Source organism: Enterobacter sp. EGD-HP1 (genome assembly GCF_000733275.2).
Taxonomy (GTDB): Bacteria; Pseudomonadota; Gammaproteobacteria; order Enterobacterales; family Enterobacteriaceae; genus Enterobacter.
In genome coordinates this window covers 1-20820 of the sequence record NZ_AVOP01000004.1, presented here as the reverse complement: position 1 = coordinate 20820, position 20820 = coordinate 1, and the positions used below count along the sequence as shown (strand labels likewise).

Annotated in this window: 19 protein-coding genes and 2 tRNA genes; 5 read left to right on the top strand and 16 right to left on the bottom strand. The window is 54.3% G+C overall.

Annotated features, from left to right (window positions below):
- Positions 1-37: 37 nt before the first annotated feature.
- Positions 38-1825, bottom strand: coding sequence for a TIGR04141 family sporadically distributed protein (locus tag N037_RS05360; RefSeq protein WP_032639549.1), 1788 nt, complete (start codon positions 1823-1825; stop codon positions 38-40).
- Positions 1826-2307: 482 nt separating this feature from the next.
- Between N037_RS05360 and N037_RS05355 the strand changes: the two genes are divergently transcribed.
- On the top strand, positions 2308-3078 hold the full coding sequence (locus tag N037_RS05355) for an amidohydrolase (protein ID WP_023334607.1): 771 nt from the start codon (positions 2308-2310) through the stop codon (positions 3076-3078).
- Between the two features lie 64 nt (positions 3079-3142).
- Here N037_RS05355 and N037_RS05350 read toward each other — a convergent pair whose 3' ends face one another.
- The 9 genes from N037_RS05350 to dnaQ all read right to left on the bottom strand — a co-directional run bounded on the left by N037_RS05350 (position 3143) and on the right by dnaQ (position 12237).
- On the bottom strand, positions 3143-4744 hold the full coding sequence (locus tag N037_RS05350; RefSeq protein ID WP_032639547.1) for a gamma-glutamyltransferase family protein: 1602 nt from the start codon (positions 4742-4744) through the stop codon (positions 3143-3145).
- A 9-nt stretch (positions 4745-4753) separates the two neighbouring features.
- Positions 4754-5629, bottom strand: coding sequence for an ABC transporter permease (locus N037_RS05345; protein WP_032639545.1), 876 nt, complete (start codon positions 5627-5629; stop codon positions 4754-4756).
- A gap of 2 nt (positions 5630-5631) precedes the next feature.
- On the bottom strand, positions 5632-6573 hold the full coding sequence (locus tag N037_RS05340; protein ID WP_008500268.1) for an ABC transporter permease: 942 nt from the start codon (positions 6571-6573) through the stop codon (positions 5632-5634).
- Positions 6574-6591: 18 nt separating this feature from the next.
- A complete protein-coding gene (locus N037_RS05335) occupies positions 6592-8106 on the bottom strand; it encodes an ABC transporter substrate-binding protein (RefSeq protein ID WP_072163891.1) in 1515 nt (504 codons plus the stop codon).
- A gap of 2 nt (positions 8107-8108) precedes the next feature.
- Positions 8109-9191: an ABC transporter ATP-binding protein gene (locus N037_RS05330; protein WP_032639541.1), complete on the bottom strand. Its 1083-nt coding sequence runs from the start codon at positions 9189-9191 to the stop codon at positions 8109-8111.
- Positions 9188-10201 carry an ABC transporter ATP-binding protein gene (locus N037_RS05325; protein WP_032639539.1) on the bottom strand — a complete coding sequence of 338 codons (1014 nt, stop codon included), beginning with the start codon at positions 10199-10201 and terminating at the stop codon, positions 9188-9190. Before N037_RS05325 ends, N037_RS05330 begins: the two co-directional genes overlap by 4 nt.
- On the bottom strand, positions 10198-10917 hold the full coding sequence (locus N037_RS05320; RefSeq protein ID WP_023334601.1) for a FadR/GntR family transcriptional regulator: 720 nt from the start codon (positions 10915-10917) through the stop codon (positions 10198-10200). The genes N037_RS05325 and N037_RS05320 overlap by 4 nt, the downstream gene beginning before the upstream one ends.
- A gap of 379 nt (positions 10918-11296) precedes the next feature.
- A tRNA-Asp gene (locus tag N037_RS05315) sits at positions 11297-11373 on the bottom strand.
- 132 nt (positions 11374-11505) lie between these two features.
- On the bottom strand, positions 11506-12237 hold the full coding sequence (gene dnaQ, locus N037_RS05310) for a DNA polymerase III subunit epsilon (protein WP_055726119.1): 732 nt from the start codon (positions 12235-12237) through the stop codon (positions 11506-11508).
- A 64-nt stretch (positions 12238-12301) separates the two neighbouring features.
- On the opposite strand from dnaQ, the gene rnhA reads away from it, so the two are divergent.
- Positions 12302-12769 carry a ribonuclease HI gene (gene rnhA, locus N037_RS05305; protein ID WP_023334599.1) on the top strand — a complete coding sequence of 156 codons (468 nt, stop codon included), beginning with the start codon at positions 12302-12304 and terminating at the stop codon, positions 12767-12769.
- Here the strand turns inward: rnhA and N037_RS05300 are convergent.
- Positions 12766-13485 (bottom strand): class I SAM-dependent methyltransferase, encoded by a 720-nt coding sequence (locus N037_RS05300; RefSeq protein ID WP_032639536.1) that lies wholly within the window; start codon positions 13483-13485, stop codon positions 12766-12768. The two genes, rnhA and N037_RS05300, sit on opposite strands and share 4 nt — an antisense overlap.
- Before the next feature lie 32 nt (positions 13486-13517).
- Here N037_RS05300 and gloB point away from each other — a divergent pair, with 32 nt between their 5' ends.
- Both gloB and mltD read left to right on the top strand, forming a co-directional pair.
- Positions 13518-14276, top strand: a complete 759-nt coding sequence (gloB, locus tag N037_RS05295; RefSeq protein ID WP_032639534.1) for a hydroxyacylglutathione hydrolase — start codon at positions 13518-13520, stop codon at positions 14274-14276.
- A 68-nt stretch (positions 14277-14344) separates the two neighbouring features.
- The gene (gene mltD, locus N037_RS05290) at positions 14345-15709 is read left to right on the top strand and encodes a murein transglycosylase D (RefSeq protein ID WP_023334596.1); all 1365 of its coding nucleotides are present in this window, start codon (positions 14345-14347) and stop codon (positions 15707-15709) included.
- A 52-nt stretch (positions 15710-15761) separates the two neighbouring features.
- Here mltD and N037_RS05285 read toward each other — a convergent pair whose 3' ends face one another.
- From N037_RS05285 to N037_RS05275, 3 genes are all read right to left on the bottom strand, one after another.
- Positions 15762-16535 (bottom strand): class I SAM-dependent methyltransferase, encoded by a 774-nt coding sequence (locus N037_RS05285; RefSeq protein WP_032639532.1) that lies wholly within the window; start codon positions 16533-16535, stop codon positions 15762-15764.
- A gap of 76 nt (positions 16536-16611) precedes the next feature.
- The gene (locus tag N037_RS05280; RefSeq protein ID WP_024909448.1) at positions 16612-17412 is read right to left on the bottom strand and encodes an endonuclease/exonuclease/phosphatase family protein; all 801 of its coding nucleotides are present in this window, start codon (positions 17410-17412) and stop codon (positions 16612-16614) included.
- A gap of 136 nt (positions 17413-17548) precedes the next feature.
- Positions 17549-18724: an MFS transporter gene (locus N037_RS05275; protein WP_032639530.1), complete on the bottom strand. Its 1176-nt coding sequence runs from the start codon at positions 18722-18724 to the stop codon at positions 17549-17551.
- A 104-nt stretch (positions 18725-18828) separates the two neighbouring features.
- On the opposite strand from N037_RS05275, the gene yafC reads away from it, so the two are divergent.
- Entirely contained in the window at positions 18829-19734 is a 906-nt protein-coding gene (yafC, locus tag N037_RS05270; RefSeq protein WP_032639528.1) for a DNA-binding transcriptional regulator YafC, read from the top strand.
- 29 nt (positions 19735-19763) lie between these two features.
- Here the strand turns inward: yafC and dkgB are convergent, their stop codons facing one another.
- Complete coding sequence (gene dkgB / locus N037_RS05265; protein ID WP_032639526.1) at positions 19764-20567, bottom strand: 2,5-didehydrogluconate reductase DkgB; 804 nt, start codon at positions 20565-20567, stop codon at positions 19764-19766.
- A 160-nt stretch (positions 20568-20727) separates the two neighbouring features.
- Positions 20728-20804, bottom strand: a tRNA-Asp gene (locus N037_RS05260).
- Between the last annotated feature and the right edge of the window lie 16 nt (positions 20805-20820).

Here is a 20820-nt window from a genome sequence, read left to right as displayed (position 1 = left end):
GTGCTTAGTCATTATATTTTAAAAAATTAATTAAAGCTCAGGCTGCTTTTGATTTAACCACTCGAGCTTTCTTTTCTTTAAGCTTTCTGGGTAACTTTTGCTTAGCTTTTTTTGCCTCTGCAGCTTGTCGTTTTTTCTCTGTAACCTTCTCAAGATACTCAGCAGATTCAGGGATATGCATTAACTTAACTACATAACCATAGGATGAAATAGTTTTACCAATATTTTGCAATGTCACCTTACTGAAAAATGGAATGTCGAGATCTTTTTCCTTCGCTCCATCTACAATAGCAAAAATAACGTCATAGCCTCTTGCTTCAAATTTGACAGGGAACTCCAAAACATCCTTTGTTAAAAGCTGTTCATTTAGCTTACTTACAAACCCCGACTCCCTTACCATTAAAGTAGAAGCCACATAACCTTGAGAAAAAAGATGGCTTAACGATGATGAACTGCGCCCGCGTTTTACATGGATAAATTCACCCACAGAATTTTCACCCTTTACTTTAAAAATATCACACACTTCTATTTTGTCATAACTCCCTCCATATTGAACCAACTGCCTGTCAAACATATGATATTCACTATTTTTTTGTTTGCATATGTATTCATTATAATCGCCTTCACCAGAATGATGATATTCCACAAATGGTAATTCGAATTTCTTTATTGGCAAAGAACGGTAATATCGTTCAACCATATCCTGGAAAGTATTATCAACCTGATACCAACTCCCTCCATTTAATATAAACAGTTCATTACCCTGCTTAATTTCGCAATAAAGACATTTATAAGCAGGGAACGATTTGTCCGGCACTTCATTTGAATAAACAACAAAGACATCTCTTCTTTTTAATGCTTCAATTGAAAAACCTTTCTCAAAGGTACTTATAAACAACTCAAGATCTAATACTTCATAAATTTCTTCATCTGTTATATTTTTCTTATACTTAAACCCTCTCAAGCCCGACCATTCAAGAATTTCTGGTATAGCTAACCAAATATTTTTATTTACTCCGGATGAAATTTCTTTACATAGTATTGCTTCCAACTGTTCAATTTGCTCCTTATTCTTAACCGGAGTTAAATTTTCAACCCAAGAAAATTCACTTGGTTGTCCATCTATAGTTTTATCTAAATAATCTTTAGACTTTGAGCGCTCCAATATTAATGATAAAAAATCATTAAGCTTATTTAACTCTGTTGGAATAGATGCTTTAAAAGAATCTATTCCTGCAATTACCTTCCCAAACAAGTCAGCATATGGTTCCTTTGTATCACCAACTAAAGCCCTTAATAAATCTTGCTCAGGATTAATTGAATAATCTGATACAGATGAAGCTTTGATAGCTTGCACTCTGCTAATTTTAGGGGATGCTTCAAAAGTTTGGCGATCCATGGATCTAATTTTATCTGGTAATACACTATTAAGCACAACCTTAATACCGAATCTATCCTCAATTACCCTTGACTCAAGTAAATGTCGACCGTGACCGAAAGCAATAGCAAATTGTCTGGAATGTTTTTGAATAACTAACAATGCTGAAATTGATTGATTTTTCCATTGATTAGTGTTCACTTTATCGCCCAATGCAGGTTGAATAAATTCAAGCCATTCAGGACTAGTCTTCTTTATAGGACTTTTAACATAAAGTACACCCTCTATCCCCTCTTTATTTACCAAATGCTTACGAGTCGATATTTTTCTTGAGGACGAACCGGCTCCAGATATTTTAGCAATAAACTCTTTATCATCCCAAAACTCTTTCCCACCACATTTTTCTTTCAATAAATAAATATTTATATCTATTCTTTTTTTAGCCATTCTGGTTCTCTTATTTAGCGTTATAAGATATATAATGTGCTGAGTAATTATACTCATCGTGTTTATAGCTAATATATTGTAAAAATTAACAAAAAAAATGTGACCAAACACTTATAAATGAAACCGCTTTCATAATTTTACCTAATTAGTTGATGTGCAAACACATAGGCATACCTAAGCCATTGATTAATATTAAATTACCCCATTTTGATATTCGCATCATGTATGATTAACTCCAAAATATTCATTATTATTTATGACAAATGATAGTGAATAAATTACGTATAAATAAAATAATATTTTAAGGTTACAACGAGCTGGCGACGCAGCCGGTAAAGCTCCCGGAGAAGCACCGCAAACCTGAAGCGGCATAACGCGTTTCGCTTAAACAAACCCCGCCCTGAGCGGGGTTTTTTATTGCCACATTTTCTGGTTATGTCGTGCTACAGTGTCAAAAAGTGGTCGTTTGAGGAGTCTGTATCGTGCCTGGTTTGAAGATTTCGATTTTGCAGCAACCTTTAGTGTGGATGGACGGCCCCGCCAACCTGCGCCACTTTGATCGTCAACTGGAAGGCATCACCGGGCGTGATGTGATTGTCCTGCCGGAGATGTTCACGACCGGCTTCGCCATGGAAGCGGCACAGCAGTCAATGCCGCAGGATGAGGTGGTCGCCTGGATGCATGCCAAAGCGCAGCAGACCAACGCGCTGATCGCGGGTAGCGCGGCGCTGCAAACGGAGCGCGGGCCGGTGAACCGCTTCCTGCTGGTGGAGCCGGAAGGGAAAGTGCATTTTTACGATAAACGCCACCTGTTCCGCATGGCGGATGAGCATCATCATTATGAAGCGGGTCACGAGCGCCTGGTGTTCGAGTGGCGCGGCTGGCGTATTTTGCCGCTGGTCTGTTACGACCTGCGCTTCCCGGTGTGGTCGCGCAACCGCAACGATTACGACCTGGCGCTGTATGTCGCCAACTGGCCTGCGCCGCGCTCCCTGCACTGGCAGTCGCTGCTGGTGGCGCGGGCGATTGAGAACCAGGCGTACGTGGTGGGCTGTAACCGCGTGGGAACGGACGGCAACGGGCATCACTACCGCGGCGACAGCCGGGTGGTGAATCCGCAGGGCGAGATCATTGCCACCGCCGAGCCCCACCAGGCGACGCGCATTGATGCGGAGCTGTCGTTGACGGCGCTGAAGGAATACCGGGAGAAGTTTCCGGCGTGGCAGGATGCGGATCCGTTTAGCATTGGGTGAATAAAAGCCGGGTGGCGGCTACGCCTTACCCGGCCTACAAAAGCACAGCGCCATCAGGCGTTAATTAACTCACCAACGCCTGCCCGTCTTTGCGGCTTTCCGTCGCGGCCACGTAGTGCCCTTCCGGCAGGCGATAGATCACCTGCGCCCCGCCAAAGTTGTAATCCTGAAGCGGATCTTCCACCACGATCTGATGCCCGCGCTCGCGCAGCGCGGCAATCGTATTGCGATCGAAGGTCGATTCAACAATCACCTCCCTGCCCTGCACCACGCGCCAGCGCGGGGCGTCAATCGCTGCCTGCGGGTTTTGTCCGTGCAGCATAATGCGCAGCGCCATCTGCATGTGCCCCTGCGCCTGCATCGGGCCGCCCATCACGCCAAAGGACATCAGCGGCTGGCCGTTGCCGTCCATCGCAAAGCCCGGAATGATGGTATGGAACGGGCGCTTGCTGCCCGCCAGCGCGTTCGGGTGATTGGGATCCAGCACAAACCCGCAGCCCCGGTTTTGCAGGCTGATCCCGGTATCCGGCACCACGATGCCTGATCCAAAGCCCATATAGTTGGACTGAATAAACGAGACCATCATCCCGCTGGCGTCGGCGGTGCTGACGTAAACCGTACCGCTCTGCGTCGGGGAACCGTAGACAAAATCAGAGGCCTTATCGTGATCGATAAGCGCCGCGCGCGACTTCAGATAAGGGTCGCTCAGCAGCTCTTGCGCCGCGAACGCCATGTGTTCTTCATCCGCCACGTAGCGGTCGAGATCCGCCAGCGCCAGCTTCATCGCCTCGATGGACAGGTGCAGGGACTGCACGGAATCCGGATGATGCTTCTCAATGCCGCACTGCTCAAGAATGCCCAGCGCAATCAGCGTGGCGATCCCCTGGCCGTTTGGCGGCAGCTCCTGCACCGAGCCGCCCGCGAAGTCACGCGACAGTAAGTCTACCCAGTCCACACGATGCTTTGCCAGATCCTCAGCCGTCAGGTGCGCGCCGTGTTCTTTGGCAAAAGCAGCGATTTTCTGCGCCAGCTCGCCGCGGTAAAAGGCTTCGCCGTTGGTTTTCGCAATCAGCTCCAGCGAGTTCGCCTGCGCCGGGTTGCGGAAGATTTCCCCCACGCGCGGGGCGCGGCCTTCCGGCGCGAAGCAGGCGCTGAAGCCCGGCTGATCTTTCAGCTTGCTATAGCCTCGCTGCCAGAGATGGCCAATCAGCGGGGAGACCGGGAAACCGTTGCGCGCGTAGTCAATGGCTGGCTGCGCCAGCGTGGTCAGCGGCAGCGTGCCGAAGCGTTCCGCCAGGGCGACCCAGCCGGATACCGCCCCCGGCACGGTCACCGCGTCCCAGCCGATTTCCGGCACCGCGGTTTTACCGGCAAACAGATCCGCATGCCAGCTCGCCGGCGAGCGGCCTGATGCGTTGAGGCCGTGAAGCGTTTCACCGTCCCAGACGATGGCAAAGGCGTCGCTGCCGATCCCGTTGCCGGTCGGCTCAACCACCGTCAGCGCCATCGCGGTGGCAATGGCTGCATCGACGGCATTCCCGCCCAGCTGCAGCATCTTCATTCCCGCCTGCGCCGCCAGCGGCTGCGACGTGGCAACCGCGTTATGGCCCAGCATCGGCGGGCGTCGTGAAGCGTAACCGGACGTAAAATCAAGCGCTTTGGTCATCATGACTCCTTAGTCGTGGCGCGGATCGAGCGCATCGCGCAGCCCGTCGCCGAGTAGATTAAAGCCCTGCACGGCGAGGAAAATCGCCACGCCGGGGAAAACGGACATCCACGGCGCCTGCTCCAGAAACCCTTTCGCGGTGTTGAGCATGGAGCCCCAGGACGGATTAGGCGGCTGCTGCCCCAGCCCCAAAAACGACAGGCTGGCTTCGGCGATAATCGCCGAGGCAATCGCCAGCGTGGCCTGCACGAGGATCGGCGACATCACGTTCGGCAGGACGTATTTAATGATGATCCAGCGATCCGGCAGGCCAATCGCCCGTGCGCCGTCGATGTACTCTTCGTTGCGAATAGCGATCACCTGGCCGCGCGTCAGGCGGGCGAAGATCGGCATCGCCGAAAGACCGATGGCGATCATGGCGTTGGTCAGGCTCGGGCCCAAAAACGCCCCCAGCGCGATCGCCATGATCAGGAACGGACAGGCCAGCAGCGCCTCGATAAAGCGCGAGATCACGCCGTCCCACATCTTCTGGAAGTAGCCCGCCACCAGCCCCAGCGGCACGCCGATAACCACCGCAATCACCACCGACATACAGCCCGCCATCAGCGAGGTACGCGCCCCCCAGATAATGCGGGATAAAATGTCGCGCCCCAGCTCGTCGGTGCCGAACCAGTACATCGCCGACGGCGCTTTGCGCACCGCCAGGAAGTTGGCTTTAACCGGATCGAACGGGGCAATCCACGGTGCCAGCAGCGCCACCAGCACAAAGAACCCCACCACCACCGCGCCAATGACCGCGCTTTTATTGCCGAGGAATTTCTTAAGCACCCGATTCTGCGCGCGCGGCAGCGCGGGCGTAACGGTTTGCGTCGTCAGTTCCGCCATGGTTAACCTCGCATTTTCGGGTTGATAAGGACGTAGAGCACGTCGGCCAGCAGGTTGAGCATCAGGAAGCCGATTGCCACGATCAGCACCACGCCCTGCACCACCGCGTAGTCACGGTTGAATACCGAGTCGACGATCATCTTGCCGAAGCCCGGAATGGTGAAAACCTGCTCGGTCAGCACCGCGCCGCCCAGCAGTTCGCCGAACAGCAGCGTGGTGAGGGTGATCACCGGCACCAGCGCGTTGCGAAACGCGTGCTTTAAGATCACCGCTTTCGGCAGCAGCCCTTTCGCCCGCGCGGTGCGGATGTAATCCGCCTTCAGGACCGCAATCATCGACGCGCGGGTGTGGCGCATCAGCGTTGCCGCGAGGCCGGTTCCGAGCACGGACGCGGGCAACAGCAGCGTGCGCAGGTTCTGAAGCGGATCTTCACTGAACGGCACGTAGCCGGACGCGGGCAGCCACTGCAGGTTTACAGAAAAGACCAGAATCAGCAGGATGCCCAGCCAGAAGTGCGGGATCGAGATCCCCGAGATCGCCACGAAGTTCGCCCCGTGATCGACCCAGCTGTTTTTGTTCACCGCCGCGAGGATCCCCATGCTGATGCCAAACACCAGCGCGATGATCATCGCCAGCAGGGACAGCTCCAGCGTGACCGGCAGCTTGCTGGCGATCAGCTGCGTCACCGGTTCGTGCGTGCGTAAGGAGACGCCCAGATCGCCCTGCAGCGCGCGCGTCAGCCAGTGGAAATACTGCACGGGGATCGGCGCATCGAGGTTCAGCTCCGCACGCAATTGGGCGATGACCGCCGGATCGCGCTCCTCCCCGGCCATGGCGATCAGCGGGTCGCCGGGCAGCAGCTTTTGCAGTCCGAACACCATCATGCTCACCAGCAATAGCGTCGGGACGGCCAGCAGCAGGCGTTTGCAAATCAGTTCCAGCATGGGTTCTCCTCAGGACGTTTATTTCGCCAGCGTCAAACCCGCCAGACGCACGATGCCGTCCGGGTAAGGCTTAAAGCCCTGCACGCTTTTGTTCAGGCCGAAAATGCGCGGCTCGAAGTAGAGGTAGGCAATCGGCATGTCGGTCTGGAGCTGCTTCACCACCTTGTCATACAGCGGCTGGCGGGCGGCCTGGTCGGTGCTCTGGCGCGCCTGGGTCAGCCACTCATCGACCTGCGCGTTGCTGTAGCGGCCGTCGTTCAGGGTGCCTTTGCTGTTGATAAAGCCGTAGATGCTGCCGTCCGGATCCGGGCGTCCCGACCAGCCTGAGAAGCTCAGCTGGTAGTCGCCGCTCTGCTGACGATCGAGCAGCGTGGCGAATTCGGTCATCTGCAGGTTCAGGTTAAATCCGGCCTCAGCCACCATCGCCTGCAGTACCTGGCCCACCTGCTGCGAGGTCGGGTTGTTCGGCACCAGCAGGTTGACGGTCAGCGGCGCGGTGACGCCTGCGGCTTTCAGCAAGGCTTTCGCTTTGTCGACATCGCGCGGCGGGACCGGCAGGTTAACGTGATACGGGCTGACCGGTGAAAACGCCTGGTTTGCCGGAGTGTAGAGCCCTTCGAAGACCACCTGGTTTAAGGCATCGCGGTCAATGGCCTGAGAAAACGCCTCGCGCACGCGAGCGTCCTTGAACGGATCGTTCGCCGGCACCTTGCCGTTGTTGATGTTGAAGGTGATGCCCTGATAGCCCAGACCGGTCACCTTCGCCAGCGCCAGCTTGCTGTCGGCTTCGACGGTTTTAACGTCGCTGGCGGCGATGCCTTCGGTCAGGTCGAGATCGCCCGCGCGCAGGTTCGCGAGGCGCACGGAGGCATCCGGGATCGGCAGATAGATGATTTTTTCGAAGTGGTAGGCGTTTTTGTTCCAGTAGTTGTCGAAACGGGTCAGAACGATGCGGTCCTGGGACACGCGGCTGTCGAATTTATACGGGCCGGAACAGACCGGATGGGCGGCAAAGTCAGGCTTTTTCGCCGCCTCGGGGGCCATCATTGCGCCCGCGCGGTCGGTAAGCTGCATCAGCAGCGCGGCATCGGGCGTTTTCAGGTGTAGAGCAATCTGCATCGGGCCGGTGACCTCTACCGATTCAACGGAGGAGATCTCGCTCTTACGCAGGGAGCCTTTCAGGGTCAGGGCGCGGTCGAGGTTGTATTTTGCGGCGGCGGCATCGAATTTCTCACCGTCGTGGAAGGTGACCCCGTCTCGCAGATTGAGCGTCAGGGTTTTACCGTCCTCGCTCCACGCCCAGTCTTTAGCCAGACCGGGGACAACCTTCAGGTTTTCATCCACGTCCACCAGCCTGTCGCACAGAGAGGCAAAGACGAAACGGCCATAGTAGGTGCGCGCCAGGTGCGGGTCGAGCATGTCCGGGTCAGCGCCCAGGCCGATTCGCAGCACGCTTTCAGAATGGGCGGGCAGCGCCGCGCCAAGCAACATAACACTTCCCAGTACGGTCAAAAGAGAATTACGCATTGTCATTATCATGAGTTCCTTGAAGGAAGGGACGAGTGAGTGGCCGCGTGTTCAAACAGCGCGCGGCGGCGCAGGAAAGCGGCGGATGGCGGTGCGATCTGGATAACGCTGCGATCGCGGTTGATCTCCTGCCAGCGGTGGCAGGCAACCTGACGTCCGCCGTCGAGCACCTGATTGATCGGCTCGACCTGGCGGCATTCATCGGTAACGTACGGGCAGCGGGTGTGGAAACGGCAGCCGGACGGCGGGCTGGCCGGGTTGGGCAGATCCCCTTGCAGCAGCGGCGCATCGCGCTCAACGCCCGGCTGCATCTGCGGTGCAGACGCGATCAGCGCCTGGGTATAAGGGTGCAGCGGCGCGTCAAAAATCTCATCCACGGTGGCAAGCTCGACGATTTGCCCGAGATACATGACCGCCACGCGGTCGCTCATATGGCGGATCACCGCCAGACCGTGGGCGACAATCACCATCGTCAGCCCAAGCTGATGCTTCAGGCTCTCAAGCAGGTTGACCACCTGCGCCTGAACGGACACGTCCAGCGCGGAGACCGGCTCATCCCCCAGCAGCAGCTTCGGTCCCGAGGCCAGCGCGCGCGCAATGCCGATACGCTGGCGCTGCCCGCCGGAAAACTCGTGCGGATAGCGCCCGGCCCAGGCGGCAGGCAGGCCAACGGTTTTAAGCAGCTCGGCAACGCGGTACTGGCGATCCGCTTTTTTCATGTTCTGATGCAGCCACAGCGGCTCACCGACGATCTGCTCCACCGTCATGCGCGGGTTCAGCGAGGCGAAGGGATCCTGAAAGATGATCTGCAGCTCGCGGCGGAGCTGGTTCAGGCGGGCACCGGAGGCGTGGGTGATCTCCTCCCCCTGGTAAAACACGCGCCCTTCGCTGGCAGCCAGCAGGCGAAGCAGGAGACGACCGAGCGTAGATTTCCCGGAACCGGACTCGCCGACGATCGCCAGCGTTTCGCCCGGCATCACGGCAAGCGAAACGCGATCGACCGCCGTGACAAACCGTGCCGGAGTAAAGAGCTTTTTGGGGCCGGGGAAAAGCTTGCTGAGGTCCCGGGCTTCAAGAATGGGCGTGGTCATGCGATTTCTCCCAGGGCAATGTGCTGTTCGAGCGGCACGCGGAAGCAGGCGACCTGATGGCCCGCCCCGAGCGCAGCGAGCTGCGGTTTTTCATCATGGCAGCGCGACTGCGCAAACGGACAGCGGGTGGCAAAACGGCAGCCTTTCGGCATGGATTCCGGGAGCGAGACCGACCCGGGAATGGTGGAGAGCTGGCCCTTGCGTGCGCCAAGAGAAGGAATCGAGCCCATCAGGCCGATGGTGTACGGGTGCTGCGGGTCGGCGAATATCGCCTCCACGCTCCCCTGCTCCACCACCTGCCCGGCATACATCACGGCGACCTGCTGGGCGACTTCGGCCACCACGCCTAAATCGTGGGTGATCATCAGCACCGCCGTGCCGGTTTCCTCTTTTAAGGTGTTGAGCAAGGCAAGGATTTGCGCCTGGATGGTGACGTCGAGCGCGGTGGTGGGTTCATCAGCAATCAGCAGTTTGGGGTGGTTAATCAGCGCCATCGCAATCATCACCCGCTGGCGCATGCCGCCGGAAAGCTGGTGGGGATACGCTTTCAGGCGCATTTCTGCCGCCGGAATCTGTACCTTCTCCAGGATCTGCAGCGCGACCTTCATCGCCTCTGCGCGCGAGACGTTCTGGTGCCGCATCACCGCTTCGCTAAGCTGATCGCCCAGCGTAAATGCCGGATTGAGCGAGGTCATCGGCTCCTGGAAAATCATCGCCAGCTCGCTGCCGCGCAGGTCGGCATATTCCCGCGGCGAGAGCTTTCGCAGATCGTGGCGGCGAAACTGCATCTCACCGCTGACAATCTGCGCGCTGGCGGGCAGCAAGCCCATCAGCGCCAGCGACGTGATACTTTTCCCGCAGCCCGACTCCCCCACCAGCGCCAGCGTTTCGCCCGCTTTGACCGTCAGGGAAATTCCGTCCAGTACGCTCACCGGAGAGCCAGCAAACATAACGTTGAGGTTTTGCACTCGCAGTACGGGCGTGGCGTCCTCAAAGGGTATTGTCGTCATGGCGTGAAGTCGTCCTCAAGGTGGATCGCCTGAATCAGGGCGGTTTGCAGGCTGAGCAGGTGTTCGCGCATGGCGGCCGCGGCTTCATTAGGCTGGCGATGGATAATCGCAGACATGATCTTATGGTGATGGTCGTTATAGCTGTCGACGCGTTCGGGGGTGCGGGCTAATTCACGCAGATGCTGCCAGCCCGGTTCACGCCGCACGGCATCAATGGCATCAAACAGGCCGAGCATCAGACGGTTGCCCGCCGCCTCGGCAATCGCCCGGTGAAAGGCGCTATCCCAGAGTTCGTTGAGATCGCGGTCATCCGGGCTGACCTTATCGATGCGTTCCAGCATGCGCTGCATGAGCGCGAGGTTTTCCCTGGTGGCACGCAGTGCCGCAAGCCGGGCTAAGCCGGGTTCGAGCTGTAGACGAGCTTCCATCACTTCCAGAAGGTTGGTCTGCTGAACCAATCCCTGAAGGGCCAGCGGTTCAACAGGTGCCGCCGGGCCAATAAAGGTCCCTTTGCCCTGCTTACGCCAGATGCGCCCCTCTTCTTCCAGCACGTCCAGCGCACGACGCACTTCACGTCGTCCTACGCCGAGAGTGTCCGACAACTCACGTTCCGTGGGCAGCGGTATGCCTGGTGTTGACTCATGCTGGTTGATAAGCCCGCGCAGCTGCTCAAGCGCGGTGCTGGAATTTGCCAGAAACCGTGACGGTTTTTCCATATTGGTTCGCTCGCTTTCATCATTGCTTTATTTTTATTAACGATAAGTTATTGATATGGAATGAAGCTTATCGTGCTAATGATTAAGCAATAACCAAACCAATACGCAATTGGTTCGGTAATTTTTTGGAAGGCGGGAGATAACCAAATGATTCTGCGTGAATTATTTTTACAGAAAGAAACATTCTGACTGCGGTCTGAAGAGAGGAGTGGTGATGAAATGCACAATATCAGTGCAAATAACGCACTACAACAGTGCAATTGTTAATTAATTGCACCACATGTATTAACTTTTTGTTAACGATGGGTGAGAAGATAGGATTACAGAATGCTGAAACGACGAAGGCCTGAATCATTTCTGATTCAGGCCTTCTGAATAGTGGCGGAACGGACGGGACTCGAACCCGCGACCCCCTGCGTGACAGGCAGGTATTCTAACCGACTGAACTACCGCTCCACTGTTCCCGTTTGGGGAACGAGGCGCATATTACGGTGCGCCTCCGATCTCGTCAACGCTTTTTCTCACGTTTTGAATCGTTTGCTGCAAAAATCGCCCAAACGATGATTTTACAGGCATTCAGGCGTTTTTTCAGGCGCGCCACATACAGCTGCCGCCCTTCTTCTGGACCAGATCAAGCCGGGATTCGTGGTTATGAAGCTCTTCATCACTGGCTAAAACAACCCGCAACCGGCTTGCCTGGCGGACAACACGCTGAATGCCCGCTTCGCCTTGCGTCTGCTGGGATTCATTTTCCATACTGAACTTCATTGACGTCTGCCCGCCGGTCATCGTCAGATAGACATCCGCCAGGATCTGGGCATCGAGCAACGCCCCGTGGAGCGTTCGCTTGGTATTGTCTATCTCGTAGCGCGAGCAGAGCGCATCAAGGCTGTTACGCTTGCCGGGAAACATCTTCCTTGCCAGCGCCAGGCTGTCCGTCACCTTACAGAAGGTGTTCGTCTTCGGGATATCACGATTTAGCTTGCTGAACTCATAATCCATAAAGCCGATATCGAACGATGCGTTATGGATGACAAGCTCGGCGCCCTTGATATATTCCAGGAACTCGTCAGCGACATCAGCAAAAGTCGGCTTATCCAGCAAGAACTCATCGGCAATCCCGTGAACGCCGAACGCTTCCGGATCCACCAGCCGATCGGGTTTGAGGTAGACGTGGAAGTTGTTCCCCGTAAGACGACGGTTCACCACTTCAACGGCGCCGATCTCGATGATCTTATGCCCTTCGTAGTGCGCGCCGATCTGGTTCATACCGGTGGTTTCGGTATCGAGGACAATCTGGCGAGTAATTGCAGTGCTCATAGCGGTCATTTATGTCAGACTTATCGTTTAACTGAACGTTTCGAATACAGGAAGTCTACCAGAGATGCGTAAACAGGTAGAAATTTTCACCGATGGATCTTGTCTCGGTAACCCAGGACCCGGCGGCTACGGCGCGATTATGCGCTATCGCCAGCACGAAAAAACTTTTAGCGAAGGCTATTTTCTGACCACCAACAACCGGATGGAGTTGATGGCGGCCATCGTGGCGCTGGAGGCGTTAAAAGAACATTGTGACGTGGTGCTAAGCACCGACAGCCAGTACGTGCGTCAGGGGATCACCCAGTGGATCCATAACTGGAAAAAACGCGGCTGGAAAACCGCCGATAAGAAGCCGGTCAAGAACGTCGATCTCTGGAAACGTCTTGATGCTGCGCTGGGCCAGCATCAGATTAAGTGGGAGTGGGTTAAAGGCCACGCAGGCCACCCGGAAAACGAACGCTGCGACGAACTGGCGCGCGCTGCGGCATCCAATCCCGCTCATGAAGATGCGGGCTATCAGCCCGACGTTTAATCGGTTTTTTTATACTGCCGCGTGGCACCCACGGTCTGGCGGATGGGCGATTTCGACTTGCTCTGCTTCATGGGGTTAAGCGTAAGGGGAATGGTTCGCTTACGCGCGATGATAAACTGCAAACAGCCCAACGCGGGGAGATGGGTGCTCAGTACCACGCCCCCCTGCCGCGCCCAGGGCAGCACCTGAAAACCTCCGTAGCAGAGCACTTCAAAGTTCAGCAGCGAAAGCCAGTCGAGCTGGCGCATCATGGTGAACATCCGGCTGTTGTAAGGTGGAGTCCGGCGTAGCACCGGTACCAGCTTACGCAGGCCCATCAGGCTTAGCGGATTAAATCCGCTGAGTACCAGCCAGCCGTCATCAATCAGCACGCGATCGGCTTCGCGAAGCAGACGGTGCGGATCGCTGCACCAGGGCATCGTGTGGGCGAGCAAACACGCATCGACGGATTTTTCCGCAAACGGCAGATGCAACGGGTCTGCTTTTACCTGAACCGGCGATCCGCCGAGAGAGACGTTGACCTGATGCGAGATAGCGCAGCTTTCGGTATTGATTTCCGCGCTGAGATTGCCAATCTTAAGCAGGTGAAAGCCATACATTTTCGCGAGCCAGGGCTTCAGCTGTTGTTCTAACGCTTCGCGATAGTATTCACCCCAGGGCAATTCCGCCCAACGTTCCGGTGCTGCGACAGTCTGAGGTATCCTTGCCGGTTTCATCAAAACACCCGCCACGCTATAAGAGGTAATGTATGAATCTTATCAGTATTCCAGCCTTTCAGGACAATTACATCTGGGTTTTGGTTGACGACGACCGTCGATGCGTCATTGTCGATCCCGGAGAATCGACCCCTGTCCTGCGCGCAATAAAAGAGAACGGCTGGCAGCCAGAAGCCATTCTGTTGACGCATCACCATCACGATCATACTGGCGGCGTGCCTGAACTGCGCACCCATTTTCCGCATCTGGTAGTGTACGGACCGGCAGAGGCACAAGATAAGGGAATCACGCAAGTAGTCGAAGAAGGCGAAACTATCCTCATACGCGAGTGGGAGTTTTCCGTATTTGCTACACCAGGTCACACTTTGGGACATCTGTGTTTCTACAGTAAGCCTTATCTTTTTTGCGGCGATACGCTGTTCTCCGGCGGCTGCGGAAGACTGTTTGAAGGTACGCCAGCTCAAATGCACCAGTCTTTACAGAAGATTAACGCACTCCCCGATGAAACGATTATTTGTTGCGCCCATGAGTATACATTAGGAAATATGAAGTTTGCTGTGAGCCTGTTACCCGAGGATCGAGCGATTCAGGATTATTATCACAAAGTGAAGGAGTTACGTGCAAAAAACCAAAAAACACTACCCGTAATTCTGAAAAACGAGCGCCAAATTAATTTATTTCTACGAACAGATGATATTGATTTAATTAATAAAATTAACCAAGAAACAAATTTGCAACAACCAGAACAACGATTTGCATGGTTAAGGTCAAAGAAAGATAACTTCAGATAATTGCGGGTTGCCTTTTCAAAATTTCGCCGTTATCATCGCTCGTCTTTTAAGCAACTATTGACACACACATGAAGGCAAAAGCGATATTACTCGCCTCTGTCCTGCTTGTAGGTTGCCAGTCGCAGAACGGCAGCAACGTACAACAGCACGCACAGAGCCTTTCTGCGGCTGGTCAAGGGGAAGCAGGGAAGTTTGCAAGTTCGGCGCGCTGGATGGACGATGGGACATCTTTCGCGCAGGATCAAGACTTGTGGACCTCTATTGGCGACGAGCTAAAGATGGGAATTCCGGAAAATACCCGGATTCGCGAACAGAAACAGAAGTATTTAAGAAATAAGAGCTATCTCCACGATGTAACGTTACGGGCAGAGCCGTATATGTACTGGATAGCCGGGCAAGTTAAGAAACGTAACATGCCTATGGAGCTGGTACTCCTACCCATAGTGGAGAGCGCTTTTGACCCACACGCGACGTCTGGCGCCAATGCCGCAGGCATTTGGCAGATCATTCCGAGCACCGGGCGAAACTATGGTCTGAAACAGACCCGCAACTATGATGCGCGTCGCGATGTTGTCGCTTCAACGACAGCCGCTCTCGACATGATGCAACGTTTGAACAAGATGTTTGACGGCGACTGGCTGTTAACGGTCGCAGCGTATAATAGTGGCGAAGGTCGTGTACTGAAGGCAATGAAAGCGAATAAAGCACGGGGTAAATCCACCGATTTTTGGTCGCTCTCACTGCCACAGGAAACTAAGATTTACGTACCGAAAATGCTGGCATTGAGCGATATTCTCAAGAACAGCAAGCGTTACGGTGTACAACTGCCAACACCAGACGAAAGTCGTGCACTGGCGCGTGTTCGCCTCAGTAATCCGGTTGATATTCAACAGGTTGCTGATATGACGGGTATGTCGGTAAGTAAATTGAAAACCTTTAATGCAGGCGTTAAAGGCTCAACCCTGGGGGCAAGTGGCCCGCAGTATGTAATGGTTCCGCAGAAACATGCTGAGCAGTTACGTGAGTCTTTAGCTTCTGGTGAAATCGCCGCCGTTCAGTCAACGCTGATCGCGGATGCATCATCAGTTAACAGCCGCAGCTATAAGGTTCGTTCAGGTGATACGCTTTCGGGCATTGCGTCACGTCTTGGCGTGAATGCGAAAGATCTGCAGCAGTGGAATAATCTGCGCAGCTCCGGCTTGAAAGTGGGTCAGACTCTGACGGTGGGTGCAGGTAGCAGCGCACAGCGTCTCGCCAGCAACAGCGATAGCATTACCTATCGCGTGCGCAAGGGTGATTCACTGTCCAGTATCGCAAAACGACACGGCGTAAACATCAAGGATGTGATGCGCTGGAACAATGATACTGACAATCTGAAACCTGGCGACCAGCTGACGCTGTTTGTGAAGAACAGCGCTACGCCAGACTCCTGATAGCACGATCGAAAGATAAAAAGGCACCGATTCCCCTCGGTGCCTTTTTTGTTTATCCCATTTTTTGCGCTTCAGCCATGATGGTATCGCTGGTAAAGGAGCCATCATCCTGCAGTTCAAAGTATGCCTTTACCTCTGCAGACGCACTCTCCTGATACAGCCTGATCGCCTGGCTTAATGCTTCCGGGGTGCGCATACGCGCGATCCACGAGCTGAACTCCAGCGGTAAGCGGTCTGTAATCAACGCGCGCGCGATCAGCCCCGCTTCAGTGATAAATGACAACCACTCTCCGCTGGCGTAGTTTTGCACGTGCGAGGTATCGCGCAGCGCTTCGACCGTCTGCAGCCAGATATTGCGCACCGGATGTCCAGGGGACATCACATCCATAATAATGAAGATGCCACCCGGCTTCAGAACACGCCTGACCTCGCGTAATGCCTGGCCGACATCATGCCAGTGGTGCGCGGAGTAACGGCTGATAACTACCTCAAACGACGCATCATCAAAAGGTAAGGATTCGGCATAGCCCTGCCGCGTATCAATATTGTCCAGCCCCTTCGCTTTCGCCGCCTCGGCAACGACGTCCAGCATCTGGCTGGATAAGTCATACGCGGTAACGTGAGCGACCTGCTGCGCAGCCGTAAAGCTGGCATGCCCTGCCCCACAGCCTAAATCCAGCACGTGCGCCTGCGGGAACGCCGCCAGACGTTCACCGAGACGCACCAGATCGCGGCCAGAAGCATGCACGGTGCTGCTCAGATAGGCACTTGCCTGAGAACCAAACTGTTTTTCTACGTTGTCATGATGGGAGTGTGTTGTTGTCATCGTACTGTCCTTTGTTGGTTAAAAATAAAAGGGCAGCACCCGCGCAGGTCTGCCCCACGGCAGACCTGACACACCATTATTTATCAGGTTTGCCGGGACTGAATTCAACTAGTAGAGGATTGTGATCGGAGGCGCGCGTCACCAGAACAGAGGCGTCATGCACGCTCAAACCACGATAGAAGACAAAATCGAGAGGACGACCAAAGGCTTTTTTACGCTGGTCATCGCTAAAGCGAACTTCACGCAGCGACATTTCACGCGCAAAGCGATACAGCGCATTCATGCGCGGACGGCTCCAGGCATTGAAATCGCCTGCCATAATGATGGGGCCGCTGTGATGGGCAATCTGATCGCCAATCGGGAGTAACTGCTTACTATAGACATCCACGCCCAGACTGAAATTGACCGCGTGGATATTCACGACCATCAACATTCGGGTATCCGGCAGCGGATAGACCGTCACCAGAGCCGATTTCGCCAGACGCAGGATAGGTTCGCGCTCGCGGAGCGGGCAACAGTAGACCGGATGTGCTGCTGAAAGCGTCATCACACCTGAGGGATGTTGTGGCAGAACAAATGCAGGCACCTGGTCGGCGGCAAGATAGTTCGTGGTGGCAAACCTTACCAGCTCAGGGGTGGTTTGCGCCTCCTGGAGCAGAACCAGGTGGGCATCTTTTCCAAAATTCTTGAGTACCGATAACCATTCGGCACGCTGCTGCTTAAAGATATTCCACACCAGTACACGGATTTTCTCATCGCTGCTTAACGGTGTGCCGGCGGGTAATGCCTGGCTTATGCTCGCAAATGACCCCGGAGGCAAGATCCTCTCCGCGGGCATTCCGGCAACATAACGCATGGCATAGGTATTTTTTCGCACTTTTGGAAACAGCCTCTGTAACATGAACCAGCCCGGAAAACGGACTGGTTCTAATGTTATAGGGACTTTAGGTCATACTTTCAACGCAATTTCTGAGAAACCGCTTTCCAGTTTTGTAAGCAAGCACTTACTGATGTTAACCCAGCGCGACGCGAGCAGGTTTATCAAGGCGCCCACTCAGGCCAATAAGCAGGAAGGCCACCAGGACAATCACCGCGCCAATCCACGGGGTCTGGGTTAATCCAACATGTGCTACGGTTTGTCCGCCAATGATGGAGCCCAGCGCAATGCCAATATTAAAAGCGGCAATGTTCAGACCCGATGCCACATCCACCGCATTTGGCGTATAGAGCTCGGCTTTCTGTACAACATAAACCTGAAGCCCGGGCACATTACCAAAGGCAAAGATCCCCATGACCAGCACCGTGACCAGCGCGGCGTAGTGCATCGAAGCCGTGAACTGGAAAATCATCAGCAGAACAACCAGGGCGGCGAAGATGAACTTCAGCGCCGGTACCGCGCCGTGCTTATCTGCCAGCTTGCCGCCCCAGATATTGCCTATGGCTACGGAAATACCGTATCCCAGCAAAATCCAGCTCACGGCATTGGGTGAGAAGCCCGCCAGGTCCTGCATCATCGGCGCCAGGAAGGTGAAAGCGGTGAATACGCCGCCATAGCCCAGTGCCGTAACCGCGTAGATAATCAGCAAACGCGGATGCGTGAGCACCTTCAGCTGATCGCGCAGGCTGGCGCTCGCCCGGCCTGGAATATTCGACGGAACCAGCAGCAGGCTGGTCACCAGGGCGATGACCCCCAGCAAGGAGACGGCAAGGAACGTTTCGCGCCAGCCGAAGTGTTGTCCGATAAACGTTCCCAGCGGTACGCCCGTAACGAGAGCGACGGTCAGCCCACCAAACATGATCGCAATGGCTGAAGCCGCTTTCTCTTTGGGTACCAGGCTGGTTGCTATGGTGGAACCAATCGAGAAGAACACGCCGTGTGCAAGGCCGGTCAACAGACGGGCAATCACCAGCGTGGTGTAGTCCGGTGCCTGCCAGGCCAGAATGTTGCCGGCGGTGAACAGTACCATCAGCGCGACTAACAGCTGCTTACGTGGGAAACGTCCGGTCAGGGCCGTCAGGACTGGCGCACCGACGGCGACGCCCAGGGCGTAGATAGACACCAACAGCCCGGCTGAGGGCAGCGAGATCGCAAGCTGGTTAGCAATAGTGGGAACCAGACCCACGATAACAAATTCGGTCGTGCCAATTGCAAAGGCACTGATCGTCAGGGCAAGTAGCGCCAGTGGCATAAAATACTCCTTATCATCAGGATTAAGATGACAGGCAGTATGCGCCAGTGCTTAAATAACAAAAATGGTCAAAATCTCAATAGAATTTTGCAGGTGGTGCAAAAATGAAAGCAACATCGGAAGAGCTGACAATCTTTGTCGCCGTCGTTGAAAGCGGCAGCTTTAGCCGCGCGGCCGAACAGCTGGGCCAGGCTAATTCAGCCATCAGCCGTTCGGTAAAAAAACTGGAGATGAAGCTGGGGGTGAGTCTGCTCAACCGAACGACGCGGCAGCTGAGCCTGACGGAAGAAGGAGAGCGTTATTTCCGCCGCGTACAGTCGGTACTGCAGGAAATGGCTGCAGCGGAGACGGAGATTATGGAGACCCGCAGCACGCCGCGTGGATTGCTGCGCATTGATGCGGCCACGCCGGTGGTGCTTCACTTTCTGATGCCGCTGATCAAACCATTCCGCGAACGCTATCCGGAGATGACGCTCTCGCTGGTCTCCTCAGAGACGTTTATCAACCTCATCGAGCGGAAAGTGGATGTGGCCATCCGGGCGGGAACCCTGACAGATTCAAGCTTGCGTGCCCGCCCTCTGTTTGCCAGCTACCGCAAAATAATCGCTTCACCAGACTATATTGCTGAGCATGGTAAGCCGGAGACGGTAAAAGAATTGAAGCAGCATCTGTGCCTGGGCTTTACGGAGCCGGTGTCGCTAAATACCTGGCCTGTCGCCTGTCATGATGGTCAACTTCATGAAATTACCTGCGGATTATCGTCAAACAGCGGGGAAACGCTAAAACAGCTGTGCCTTACCGGGAATGGCATCGCCTGTTTGTCGGATTACATGATTGATAAAGAAATTGCGCGCGGTGAGCTTGTGGAGTTAATGGCAGATAAGCGTTTGCCGGTAGAGATGCCTTTTAGCGCGGTGTATTACAGTGACAGAGCGGTAAGCACGCGCATCCGGGCCTTTATTGACTTCCTGAGCGAGCATATAAAAACAGCTCCCGGAGGAGCTGTGTGAGGGTTCTGGTTACAGAGGGTAAGTTAAACTTAATCCCAGTTTGGGGCTAAACCTTCCGGGCTGACCAGACGATCGTTGCACTCCAGGGCTGCGATCGCTTTTTTATCGTCAGCATCCAGCTGAAGATCCGTTGCTAACAGGTTGCTGGCCAGGTTTTCACGTTTAGTTGAAGATGGGATCACGGCATAACCTTCACCCATTGCCCATGCCAGAATGACCTGCGCGGCAGTCGCGTTGTGTTTCTCAGCGATACGCGTAATCACTTCATCTTTCAGCGCCTTACCGTAGGCCAGCGTCATGTATGAGGTGATGTGGATACCGTGCTGTTTTGCCCAGTCCACGACTTTGCGGTTTTGCAGGTAAGGAGAGAGCTCAATCTGGTTGGTCGCAATATTTTCTGCACCAACAGCAGCAATGGCTTTTTCCATCAGCGGAATGGTGAAGTTGGAGATCCCTATTTCGCGGGTTAAGCCCTGCTTTTTCGCTTCCAGAAGGGCCTGCATGAATTCTTCTACTGAGACGGCATCATTCGGTGATGGCCAGTGGATCAGCGTCAGATCTACATATTCAGTACGCAGTTTTTTCAGGCTCTCTTTCAGGCTAGGGATCAGCTTATCTTTGCTGAGATTCTCAATCCAGATTTTCGTGGTGATAAACAGCTCATTACGCGGCACTCCACTTTCTTCGAGAGCTTGTCCAACGGCAGCTTCGTTTTCATAGATCTGCGCCGTATCGACAGCACGATAGCCCAGCTCGAGTGCGGTTTTAACTGATGCGATAACAACGTCGTCTTTCAGGCGGAAAGTGCCCAGACCAAATGCAGGGAGAGTCATACTATTCCTCAATCATTATGTTCGTAAACTGAGGAAGATTATCGCTGGCGTTGTTATAGAGAAAAAGATCGCAAAACGCAGAGGATTTTTGCTAATTTCGCAATAATTAAACGTCAGATAAGAAAAAAGCCCTGAGCATGAGCTCAGGGCTTTTAATAAGTGGCGGAACGGACGGGACTCGAACCCGCGACCCCCTGCGTGACAGGCAGGTATTCTAACCGACTGAACTACCGCTCCACCGAAGACTGCTTTT